The following is a 12,227-nucleotide window of genomic DNA, read 5'->3' as shown; positions in this document are numbered from 1 at the left end:
CACCCCTTGCAATAAAAAATAACTTACTGATTTCTCTTAAAAAAGTCAACTCTTAGCTACTCTTTCAAAATATAGAACTTATTTTGTAAAAATAGTAAGTTTTAGTGCCAAGTTTCTGATTCTTCAGAGTTATCTATTACTAATTTTAGGTGCCGATTTCCAAATTTGGCCACCTTTTTAGGCTTTAAGTAAATAAACTGCAAATATAAAAAACCCACCAATAAACCTCCCAAATGAGACAAATTGGCCGTTGGCCCTCCTAACCCATGATCTAATAAGTTAAAAACTTCAATACCTGCTAATAATAAAACCAAATTTTTTGCTTTTATGGGAAATATCATCATAAAAAAAATAATACGATTTTTAAAAAGCAGCCCATAGGCAGCTAGCAACCCAAATATAGCAGCAGAAGCCCCAACAACGGGAATACTAAAAACAAAAAGTGATTTAGAAAAAAATTGTGCTACAAAAAAAACTCCGCTGTAAATAAAAGCACTGCCTATGCCACAAAGTAAATAATATTTGAGAAAAAAAGAGGGTCCCCATTTTTTTTCTAATTCTGAACCCAACATCCACAACATAAACATATTAAACAAAATATGGAATAAAGACTTAGAGTGTAAAAACATGTAGGTTACTGGTTGCCAAAAAAGAAAATCTTCAAACATAGTTTTTGGTGCAAAACCTAAATATTGAAAAATAAAATTATTATCTAAAATAAGACCTTGAACAACAATTACTAAAACAAACCACAGCAATACATTAAAAAAAATGATTTTTTTTACCATGGGACTAGAAGAAATAGTAAAATGAATTTGATATCCCGATGTCTTTAAACGGACTTTTTATCATCCTTTTCACTATCTTGGTCGGTAAGATTTTGTAAAGTAGAGCCAAAGTCACTAGTAAAGGCCGCTCCTTTATTTAGCTCCTCTGTAGCCATAGAAGTTTCTTCTCTCATTTGTGAACGCTGTGCTAATTTAATACTTAAACTAATACGACGAGCCTCTTTATCGATGGAAACCACTTCTACTTTAACTTTATCTCCCACAGAAACCACTTCGGACGGGCTTTCAATGCGTTTAGCAGATAGCTCGCTAATATGAATCATACCTTCAATAGTTTCTGTTAACTTAGCAAAAGCACCAAAGTCTACAATACGACTAATTTCTAATTCGTGTTGAGAACCAATAGGAAATTGAGTATCGATTACATTCCATGGGTCTTCTTCTAGCTGTTTAATACCTAGTCTTACTCGACCATTGTCTGTATCAATGCCTAAAACTACAGCTTTTACAAGGTCACCAACAGAGTAAATGTCGGTGGCATTATCCACTCTTTTTGTCCAAGAAAATTCAGAAATATGCACTAAGCCATCCATTTCTTCAGATAAGCTAATAAATACTCCAAAGTCTGTAATAGAAGTTACCTTTCCTTCTATGATTGTTCCCACAGGGAAAAGCCCCTCTAAAGATTTCCAAGGATTTTCTTGTAATCGCTTTAAGCTTAAACTAATTCTATGACTATCTTTATCAATATCTACTATCATTACTTCTACTTCTTGGCCCACAGTGACTAAAGAATTAATGTTTTTCTTTTTATCCCAACTCACTTCGCTGGTATGAATTAAACCTTCAACACCCTCTTCTAAATTTACAAAGCAACCATAATCGGTAATGGATAAAACTTTTCCTTTAACTTTATCGCCTACAGACATAGAAGAAATAATTTTTGCCCATGGATCTTCTTGTAATTGTTTTAATCCTAAGTTCACTCGACCTTTGCTTTTATCTAATTTTAAAATTTTAACCTGAATTTTTTCTCCAAAAGTTAAAACATCTGAAGGGTGTTTAATGTGACTCCAACTCATATCGGTTACATGAATTAAGCCATCAATACCACCTAAATCAATAAACGCACCATAGTTGGTAATATTTTTTACAATACCAGGAAGAACTTGCCCTTCTTCCATATGCTCTAAAGATTGTTTGCTTAAAGTTTCTCGGCTAGCCTCTAATAAAGCACGACGAGACAAAACAATATTTCCACGCTTCTGATTAAATTTAATAATTTTTAATTTGTAAGTTTGCCCAACATAAGGAGCTAAATCTTTAACTGGGTAAAGTTCAATTTGAGACCCTGGCAAAAATGCCTTAACCCCAATATCTACATTTAAACCACCTTTTACTGTGGAAAGTACTACTCCCTCAACCACTTCTTCGTTTTCTGCAGCCTTAATTAAACTGTCCCATGCCTTCATCATATCCGCTCTATCTTTAGATAATACAACCATGCCGTTTTTATCTTCCGATTTAGAAACATAAACTTCCACAGGGTCGCCCACTTTAATATCAGGAACACCATCAATAAAACTAAATTCACTATTAGGTACTAAACCTTCGCTTTTATAACCAATATCTAAAACAACATATTTGTCGGTGATATTAATTACCTTTCCCATTACAACAGAATCTACAATGCTATTAATGGAATCTTCTTTAAATAAAGATTCAAAAGACTCTGTAGTTTTTGTTTTGGTAAATTCTGCCTGTTTAATGGCTTGTGGATTTTTTGCGATATTTGCGTCTTCTTTATCTAGCATATTTGCTAGGTCGGCATAAATGCCTGTTTGTGATGGTTTAATCATAAAAAATTGTATCCCCCTTTTAAGATAATACAAACTTTATAAAAATCTATACAAGAAAAGTCAAGGTAAAGAATTTTTAAGAGGGCTTTAAGAGTTTTTTAATACTCGCATATAATTGGTCTACAATTTCTTCAGCCGAGTATAAACTGCTATTTACACACAAAGCGTCTGCATGAATTTTTAAAGGAGCGGCCTTTCTAGAGCGGTCTTGCTGGTCTCTGTGCTTTTGCTGATCTTTTACTAGACTTTCTAACCGGCCCGTTTCTAAACTTCTTCTTTTCGCTCTATCTTCTAAGCTAGCACTAATAAATACTTTTAAATCTGACTCGGGAAAAACCACACTTGCACAATCTCGCCCCTCTGCAATAAAAACATTTTTTGCCAATGACTTCATTTGCCTTTGCTTCTCTAATAAAGCTAATCGAACACTTGGGTTTGCGGCTAATAAACTGGCCAAGGCTCCCACTTCTTCTCCCTTTAAATCTTGAGTATAGTTTTTTCCCTTATAATAAAATTGTGTTTCTTGAGGGTGTATTTGCACCTCCCACTGAACATTGTTTAAGACGGATAAGATTTTGGAGGTGTCTGAGGTTTCGATTTTTAACTGACTTACTAAAAAAGCAAGACCTCGGTAAAATATTCCCGTAGACAACCACGAGCCTTGTAACTTTTTGGCAAGTAATCGGCTAACCGTACTTTTACCAGAAGCTGCTGGACCATCAATGCTAACCACAAATACTTCTGACATGAATTTATGTATAAGGAGAATGAAGAAACCTTGCAAGTAATTTTTTTATTGCCTTTTTCTTTATATCTTAGCAGACTAACTCTTATGAGCTACACTTCGTTAAACTTTATAGATATTGATAGCCTGCTTACCGAAGAAGAAATAATGGTTCGACAAAGTGTTAGAGACTTTGTAAGCAACAGCATAGAACCCTTATTACAAGACTGTCATCGAGGAGAAAAATTTCCGAACCATCTTATCCCCGAATTTGGAAAACTGGGCCTATTAGGGTCTAATTTAAAAGGCTACGGTTGTGCCGAGCTAGGCTCTGTGGCCTATGGACTAACCATGCAAGAATTAGAACGGGGCGACTCTGGTATTCGCTCTTTTTGTTCGGTTCAAGGGGCTTTAGTAATGTACCCTATACACACTTTTGGTTCTGAAGAACAAAAACAAAAATTTTTACCAATGCTTGCACAAGGAAATGCCATTGGCTGCTTTGGCCTTACAGAACCCGACGCAGGATCAAACCCTGGAGGTTTAAAAACCACAGCAAAAAAAGTAGACGGTGGTTATATTTTAAATGGCAATAAAATGTGGATTACCAATGGTTGCATTGCCGATATTGCTATTGTTTGGGCTTATGTAGATGGAGTAATTAAAGGTTTTATTGTAGAAAAAGATTTTGAAGGTTTTTCGACAAGTACCATGAAAGGAAAATTTTCGCTAAGAGTTAGCGTTACCTCCGAGTTGCATTTTCAAGATTGTTTTGTACCCGATAGCCACCTACTTCCTAATAGCCAAGGTTTAAAAAGCCCTTTAAGCTGTTTAACTCAAGCCCGATACGGAATTGCTTGGGGAGTTTTAGGGGCGGCAAACACCTGCTACCAAACCGCCCTAGAGTACAGCAAAGCGCGTGAGATTTTTGACAAACCACAAGCGAGCTACCAACTGGTTCAAGCCAAATTAGCACATATGGTTCAAGAATTAAGTAAGGCACAACTCTTAGCTTTACAGTTAGGGCGATTAAAAGAAAAAAACCAACTAAAACATTGGCAAGTGTCTTTAGGTAAAATGAATAATTGCAAAATGGCCTTAAACATTGCCCGCGAAGCGCGCGATATGCTAGGAGCTAATGGAATTATTGATGAGTACCCTATAGTACGACACATGATGAACTTAGAATCCGTAAATACTTACGAAGGCACAGAAGACATTCACAAACTAGTGATGGGTGCCGAAATTACCGGCATACAAGCCTTTAGATAAATAAATTTAAAAAATTTAAAATATATTGTTTAGTAAATTTATAAGTAACCAAGGGCAAGCTTTGTATATAAAGCTTAGATTGGCAATTTTCACAAATTTTAAAAGCCACATTATTCATCTTCCACGGGCCAATAAAAAGATTAGGTATATTAATAACATTACCTACCTTTAATTCTTCTTGTAAAAAAAAATAATTTTCTTCTAAAAACGACAAGCTTATTTTATTTAATACTTTTTTTTGTGTAATACTTTTTTTCTCAGCAACTAACTGCACAGCCTGTGGGCTAGACACTTTGTTTAAGCGCACAGGTATAAAAAAATTTTCTCCTCTAATAGAAAATAATCGTAAATTTTTTAAAGGAGCGCTGTGTTTAAATAAATTTTCTGCAAAACGCTTTTTACTAAAAGCTAATAGCTTAGAAAGGCTGCCGTAACGGTTAAAGTTTGCATGGTTTTTCTTTTTAAACACAACCCTTTCTTGTAGTTTAGAATTGTTAATATTAAATAACAAAGACAAGGCCTCTGTGGAATGATTGGTAGCATTTAACAATATCACTAGCTCTTGAACTAAACTAGCGTCTCTTTTGTTAGAAAGCCCCCAATATAAAATATTTATCGCTTCTTGGTTTTTATTTAATTTTTGCAAAACTTTAGAATATAATAAATAGGCTTGTATATTATCTTCTTTTAACGAAAAATAATTTTGAAAATACGCAGCTGATAACTTCCAATTGTTTTTTTTGTACGCAACATAGGCTAAATTAAATAAGGCTAAAGAATCCCCTGGGTGTTTTTGTAATAACTGTTTTAATAAATAATTAGAGCAAGAAAAATATTTTAATTTATTACAAATACCTACCAAATCATAAGTGTTTTGTTTGTTTGTCGTTAACACCAAAGCGCTTTCTAAAACAATCGCTTTAAAACTATACTGACGCCAATATAAAAAGTGGCTAACAACAAGTAACACAAAAATACTGGACAAAACAAAGCGGTGCTGTTTTTTAAATAACATAAAAATTAAATAACTTTATTGTATTTACAAAAGGTTAAACTAAAATAAAATACTAGTTCTGACAACAATTTCAGAAGTTTTTAAGGCAAGTAAATCTTTCCAGCTTTGCCCACGATTAATAGTATTTTGTAAACCTATATTCATATTCATTTTATAAGCCATGTTCCACTGTACGCTCATATCTGCCGAATAACTTAGCTGGTTAGGTTCTGTCATTGGTGTTTTTTTATACAAAGATAGTTCTTGCCCTACACGGCCAGAAAAATGAAATTTGCTAGTTGCCAAATAACTTACCGATAAAAAATGAGACCACTTAGAAGTTTTTTTACCCACTTCTTGTTTGTCTTTATTTTTATAAGAGTTTTGCTTGTAAAGGTAACCATCTGCTTCTACTTTGTAATAGGTTTGTACTTTATAAAACGGGTAAGCACTAACCGAAGCATATAATTGGCTTCTGGTTCTTAATAAACTACGCTTTGAAGAGCCACTTAAAGGCAAGTAAAGCCTTGCTCCCATTTTTGTTTTTAAAAACGCATTGGAGTAAGCGGAGTATTGATACTCCGAATAAAAGTCTCCAATTTGAATAGAGCCATCTTTTACCCGAGATGTTTCGTCTCGGCGGCCTGCTGTAGAAATATAAAAAGTAGGAACAAGAGAAATAGAAGCGGTGTTTCCTAAATAGTGTCTGGCTTTAAAATAGTTATACGAAAATAAGCCTCCATAACCATCTTTTAAAGAAACACTAGATTGAGAAGCCAAGCTATAAAAGCTCCAATGCCATATTTTTTTAGAATAAGAACCCTTGCTATAATGGGGAGATAATTTTTCCTCAGAAACAAGGTTGGCGGCAAAACTGCTGGTAGACCACAAAAATATTATACTTAGCAATAACCACTTTTTGCTTACCACTTTTTTACTCAACTCTTTCATACTTGCTCCTTTTCTGGCTGCTTTCTAGCTTGAAAAGTTAATACCATAGCCTAAAGGCAAAAGTTATAACTTTTTAAAGACTTTAACACCTTGCGAAAGGTAAGGATTTAAAATGGCTGTGAAACACAAATATAAGTAAACACTTGACATAAAAAGAAAAAATAATTGCTAACAAGTTTTGACATTAGCGCAAGAGTCTTTTACCTTATTTTCAGATTTCAATCACTTTTCCCTAAATAGGCCTATTTTATGAATATTTTAAAAATAGTATTTTCTTGCTTAATGTTAATAGCTTGTTCGCACTCTCCCCAATGGAGCAAAAAGCAAAAGCCTAACACTGTTAGTGTTATGACCTATAATTTAGAAAACCTATTTGATACACTACACGACAAAGACCGCGAAGATTTTGCCTATTTGCCTAAAAACCAAAAAGGGCCTTACATTAAAGAGTGTAAAAAAATTCGTAATACTTATTATCAAAAAATTTGTTTAACCTTAGATTGGACACAAAGTGTTTTAGATAAAAAATTAGATAATTTAGCCACAGCTATTTTACAGGTTAATAAGGGGCGAGGACCAGATATTTTAATTGTAACCGAAGTGGAAAATTTAAATGTTTTAAAGCAACTTAATAAAAAGTTAAAACGCGCACACTATAATATTACTCATATTGAAGGTTTTGATAAAAGAGGTATTGATATTGCCTTTCTGTCTAGGTTAAAAAGAAAAGGGAAACCAACCTTGCACCGCATTGCCTTTAAGGCCAAAAATGCAAGAGATAAAAAATGGATGATGCGCAGTCGTGGGATACTAGAGGCTACAATGATTCTTCCCTCAGGCGAGCTAGCCAATATATTTGGAGTGCATTTTCCCTCGCCTAGAAACCCTACCTATTGGAGAGCTCAAGCTATTGAAACGCTTAACCGTTTAGTGAATAGATTACCAAAAAATAGATTAGCCCTTGCTGGCGGAGATTTTAATATTACCCGCAAAGAAAATAATAGAAAATATTTTTATGAAAAAATCTTGGGAAAAGTATGGAAAGTTTCTCACCTTATGGGCTGTGATTCCTGCCAAGGCACTTATCCTTATAAAGGCTCTTGGTCTTTTTTAGATGCCTTATTACTTAGAAGAGCATTACACCCATGGCATATTGATAAAAAATCTGTGGGCATTCCCAACAGAACCAGAGTACAGCTTAACCCCTATTCAAACCCCGCACGATTTAATGCAAAAACTGGGTATGGAACCAGCGATCACTTTCCTATATACTTACAAATTCAACTTAACAAACAAACCCTTCCCAAAAAATAAAAATCGTAATAATACAAAGCTATTTTATTAATTTTTATTTAAACCATGAAAAACAAAGAAAATCCTTTAATTAGCTTACTGCTAACTATAATAATCCCTAGTATATTATTAGAAAAACTAGCTGGGTGGATTCCTTACGAAAACGCAGCACTTATTAGTTTAATAATAGCTCTATCTTTCCCCTTAAGTTACGGGTTGTGGGATTATGTTAGTAAAAAAAATAAAAGTTGGATGGCACTTTTAGGTGGAATTAACATTGGTCTTAGTGGTGGCTTTGCCGTGTTACAACTGTCAGGCCCCTGGTTTAGCATAAAAGAAGCAGCCTTTCCTTTTTTAATCGGAGTTTTTGTTTGGCTATCTGCTACAAAAAAGAAAAATTTTTTTCAATTAATTATAATGAACCCACAGTTTATAAATACGGCTTTGTTAAATAAAAAAGTAACAGAAACACAAGCTGGCGAAAAAATGAAAAAGCTGTTTGTTCGGTCTAATAAATTATTTGCTGTTTCTTTTTTCTTAAGCGCTTTGTTAAACTTTATATTAGCTTATAACATCTTTATCCCCATAACCGAGGTAGACTCTCATAAAATACAAGCTGTTTTAAATAGCCAAGTTTCACAAATGACATGGATGGGTTTTGTAGTCATTGCACTACCGCTTATGCCTTTTTCTTTTTATATTTTTATGGATTTTTTTAAAAGGCTAAAAAGTTTTTCTGGAGTAGGCTTTCAAGAATTATTAAATATAGAAAATTATAAAACAGAAAAATAATTTAGGGCTTTAATTCTTTCGATCTTTTTTCTAAATACTCTAAAAAAGGAAAGCCTTTTAAAGAAGACAAACTTTTTTTATCAAAACTTATCTTATTTAAAGTGTAATCCTTTTTTAAATTCGTTTTTTTATATTTAAGTAGTAGCTTGGTGTTTTTTTTATTCGATAATTTTTTTATGCTATCTGTGTTATCATTATCAGAAGTAGAAATGTTGTTTAACTCCACAGAGACACTAGATAAGTTAGCATTAGCTGATATATCAATATCCGCACTAGAAACAGAAAACCACTCTAGCTTTTTGTCTTTTTTAAAATTTAAAACACTGTCTTTTATTTTAGCATTAAATTTCCAAGAACCAGTTTTGAAAATATCTACTGTCCCCGAAAGGCTTCCTTTTCCAAAAGCTGGGCTAAAGGGCATAAAATAATCAGATTTTTTAATCCACTTTGCTAAAAAAGGGTTAACAAATTTTTTTGCATACAATTTAGAAAAATACAAATGGGTATCTTGTTTGGCTCGAAAAGGTTTTATTTTCCAATCGCTATTTTTTAAATGGGCTACCAATTCTAAACCCTTAAGTTTACAGTTTTTTACACTCATGCTTGATTTAGAAAAAAAAGAAGAAGAATTAAAAAACTGTAATTGCCCATTAAAGCTACAAGAAAGCCATGTATTTAATTCGGAAAACTTTATATCTATAAGCTTGTTTTTGTATAATAAATTTAAAGCCGAAGAAACAGGTAAGTAAGAAACGCTACCTGCCCATCGCAATTGCGATTGGTATTTGGGTTTTTTATGTTTGCTTGCCGAAAACAATAACTGTGTATTTAGTTTAACTACTCCCTCTTGTAAATGCCACCACCATTTTGTTTTTATACTGTGAGGGTAAATAAAAATTTTAGGTTGAATAGACTCTATGGTTTTAAACGAGTTATTTAAATACGGAAGTGTCTCGCCAGAAAGTAAAATAAATTTTGGCTTTTGATAAGATTTTAGTTTTAAATTTTTAATTAACATTAGTTTATTAAATTGATTGCTTAAAATAAACTTATTAACCTCTATTTGGTCAATCCATTTAATAAAGCTATCTATTTCTTGCTCTGCTTTATGATGCATAAAATAAGACATTTTATAACCAAAGCTTTTGGAAGACAAATTTTCACAAAAAGTATTTACATCCAAGTTAATATTATCTACCTCGATAGAACTAAAATAAAGTTTTCCCAATAATAAGTTTATGGGGTTAACCTTTATAAATACGGTATTTAACCGAAGCGTATCTACATCAAAACAAGTGTTTTCAAAAGGCTTTACAGAAACCTCAACCAAAGAGGATTTTAAACCAATGATAGGCAAAACTCCCCACTGAGATAAAGACAATTTAATATCTTTAAACTGAAAATGTAGCTTAGAGCTGGGTGTGTTTAAATACGATTCTACCCAAAATTTTAAATGCTTTGAAGATAAAGATAAAAAAAAGATTCCAGAAAAAATACCCACTAACAATAAGCTAGAAAACATCCATATTTTCCAGTGAACAGAAATGCTGGGCTCTTCTGATATTTCTAATCCGCTATTTAAATTTAAACTTGATGATTTCGTAATCTTTTTCCCCTTTGGGTGTTTTTATTTCTACAACATCTGATTTATTCTTTCCAATAAGTGCTTTTGCAAGAGGAGAAAAAATAGAAATAGTGCCTAACTTAATATCGGCTTCGTCCTCGCCAACAATTTGATAAGTCACTACTTTATCAGAATTTAAATCTTTTAAAGTACAAATGGCACCAAAAACAATGCAGTCAGATTGTACTTGCGAAGGGTCAATGGTTTCTGCCCTTGCCAATTTAGATTGTATGTCGGCAATACGAGCTTCATTAAGCCCTTGTTGTTGTTTGGCTGCATCATAGTCGGCATTTTCACTTAAATCACCATGGGCCCTAGCCACTTCGATAGCTTTAATAATGCGCGGCTTTTCGACATGTAGTAAATGATAAAGCTCTGCATCTAATTTTTCTTTTCCCTGAATCGTTAAAGGGTAAGTTTGACTAGACATATTTTTTCCTTTTATAAAGTTCTATGGTATTATAAACTGGTTTTTGTAATTTTGAAAACTACTTTTTTAACTAAATTGGTATAAAATTTAAAAAAATGAGCACAAAAAAAACACACATAATCCTTTTAAAAAGACTGCTGTCGGGCCGTAACAGCAGGCCTTTAGAAGCGCTTATTGAAAAAACCTCTTCTGTGGAGATTGCTCGACTTTTTGACAGCATTACCGAAAGCCAATTAAAAATTTTGTTCTCTGCCCTGTTGGCCACCAACAAGTCCACTTTGGTTTTACTAGCCACCCCTACTAAAAAAGCCGAACAAGTGTTTGGGCAATTAAAAATAGACCAGCAAATTAAAATTTTTCAAAACAGCAGCCCTTCTGAAATTATTCAAATCTCTAAAATTGTTAAGCCAGAAAGCTTGTACTCCATGCTGACCAGTGAGTTACCGCCTCGTAAGCAACAAACTATACAAAAATTATTAAAGTACCCCGAACAATCGGCAGGTCGACTAATGTCTGCCGATATTTTTCAAATTGATGAAAATTTAAATGTTAAAGAAGCTACTAATAAACTAAAAAATTGGGCCACTAAAAACTCGGTGTATTATATTTATTGTGTAAACCAATTAAGTAAAATTACAGGGGTAATTTCTTTAAGACAATTAATTATAGCTCCCGACGAAGAACTTATTAAAAATATTATCAGTACAAAAAATATTATTAGCATAAGTGTTGCTAGCAGCGAGCTGGATATTGCCGAACTTTTTACCCAATATAATTTTGTAGCCTTGCCTGTATTAGACGAAGAACAAAAGTTTGCAGGCATTATCACTATCGACGAGGTGGTAGATTTGTTACAAGAGCAATTGACCAAAAATATTTATGTGCAAGCCGGCTTGCAATCAGATGATCGTATTTTTACTCCTATAAAAAGAAGTTTAAAGCACCGCCTACCTTGGATGAGTTTAAATTTATTTTTAGCTGGTATTGCCAGCTTTGTCGTGTCTTTGTTTGAAAACACGATGAGCGAATTAATTTTATTAGCCAGTTTAAAAAATATTGTAGCCGGGCTTGGAGGCAACACCGCCATACAAAGTTTAACGGTGGTGACTCGAGGGCTTGCCACGGGAGATTTTCATTTTATCTCTAAATGGAGAGTTCTTTATAAAGAAGTAATGGTTGGCTTATCCATAGGGGTTGTTACAGGCCTTGGCGCAGGAATTTTAACTTACCTTTGGAAGCAAAATGCATTGGTGGGGGTAATTATTGCCATTTCGATGGTGTTAAACTCTATTGTTGCTTCTTTGTTAGGAACTAGCATCCCCATTGCACTAAAATCTTTAGGAAAAGACCCCGCAGTTAGCAGCGGTGTGGTGGTTACCACTTTAGTAGATATTTTTAGCTTTGCTTCTTTTTTAGGGATTGCAAGCTTTGCTTTAAAATATTTTACTTAAAACTACAAAAAGCTTTGCTTTAAAATATTTTACTTAAAACTACAAAAAG

General features: G+C 33.4%; 11 protein-coding genes. 4 read left to right on the top strand and 7 right to left on the bottom strand.

The annotated features are described in order from the left end of the window. Positions 1–101 precede the first annotated feature (101 nt). From HAW63_04185 to cmk, 3 genes are all read right to left on the bottom strand, one after another. Entirely contained in the window at positions 102–788 is a 687-nt protein-coding gene (locus HAW63_04185) for a rhomboid family intramembrane serine protease (GenBank protein MBE8163166.1), read from the bottom strand. Between the two features lie 44 nt (positions 789–832). Beyond that, complete coding sequence (locus tag HAW63_04180; protein MBE8163165.1) at positions 833–2,647, bottom strand: 30S ribosomal protein S1; 1,815 nt, start codon at positions 2,645–2,647, stop codon at positions 833–835. 76 nt (positions 2,648–2,723) lie between these two features. Continuing rightward, positions 2,724–3,395 (bottom strand): (d)CMP kinase, encoded by a 672-nt coding sequence (gene cmk / locus HAW63_04175; GenBank protein ID MBE8163164.1) that lies wholly within the window; start codon positions 3,393–3,395, stop codon positions 2,724–2,726. An 84-nt stretch (positions 3,396–3,479) separates the two neighbouring features. On the opposite strand from cmk, the gene HAW63_04170 reads away from it, so the two are divergent. Then, a complete protein-coding gene (locus tag HAW63_04170) occupies positions 3,480–4,643 on the top strand; it encodes an acyl-CoA dehydrogenase (protein MBE8163163.1) in 1,164 nt (387 codons plus the stop codon). Here HAW63_04170 and HAW63_04165 read toward each other — a convergent pair. Beyond that, positions 4,636–5,658 carry a hypothetical protein gene (locus HAW63_04165; GenBank protein MBE8163162.1) on the bottom strand — a complete coding sequence of 341 codons (1,023 nt, stop codon included), beginning with the start codon at positions 5,656–5,658 and terminating at the stop codon, positions 4,636–4,638. The genes HAW63_04170 and HAW63_04165 overlap by 8 nt on opposite strands. 39 nt (positions 5,659–5,697) lie before the next feature. Then, positions 5,698–6,588 (bottom strand): hypothetical protein, encoded by an 891-nt coding sequence (locus HAW63_04160; protein MBE8163161.1) that lies wholly within the window; start codon positions 6,586–6,588, stop codon positions 5,698–5,700. 249 nt (positions 6,589–6,837) lie between these two features. On the opposite strand from HAW63_04160, the gene HAW63_04155 reads away from it, so the two are divergent. Then, a complete protein-coding gene (locus HAW63_04155) occupies positions 6,838–7,902 on the top strand; it encodes a hypothetical protein (GenBank protein MBE8163160.1) in 1,065 nt (354 codons plus the stop codon). A gap of 45 nt (positions 7,903–7,947) precedes the next feature. Continuing rightward, the gene (locus HAW63_04150; GenBank protein MBE8163159.1) at positions 7,948–8,673 is read left to right on the top strand and encodes a hypothetical protein; all 726 of its coding nucleotides are present in this window, start codon (positions 7,948–7,950) and stop codon (positions 8,671–8,673) included. 1 nt (position 8,674) lies between these two features. On the opposite strand, the gene HAW63_04145 is transcribed toward HAW63_04150, so the two are convergent. Further along, entirely contained in the window at positions 8,675–10,195 is a 1,521-nt protein-coding gene (locus HAW63_04145) for a hypothetical protein (GenBank protein ID MBE8163158.1), read from the bottom strand. A gap of 52 nt (positions 10,196–10,247) precedes the next feature. Then, positions 10,248–10,727, bottom strand: a complete 480-nt coding sequence (gene greA, locus HAW63_04140) for a transcription elongation factor GreA (GenBank protein MBE8163157.1) — start codon at positions 10,725–10,727, stop codon at positions 10,248–10,250. Between the two features lie 95 nt (positions 10,728–10,822). Here greA and mgtE point away from each other — a divergent pair, with 95 nt between their 5' ends. Further along, complete coding sequence (gene mgtE / locus HAW63_04135) at positions 10,823–12,178, top strand: magnesium transporter (protein MBE8163156.1); 1,356 nt, start codon at positions 10,823–10,825, stop codon at positions 12,176–12,178. Positions 12,179–12,227: the final 49 nt, after the last annotated feature.

The sequence above is a fragment of the Pseudobdellovibrionaceae bacterium genome (assembly GCA_015163855.1).
Taxonomy (GTDB): Bacteria; Bdellovibrionota; Bdellovibrionia; order Bdellovibrionales; family UBA1609; genus JAAOIH01.
Note: the sequence above shows the minus strand (reverse complement) of the source record. Positions and strands in the feature narration are given on the sequence as shown.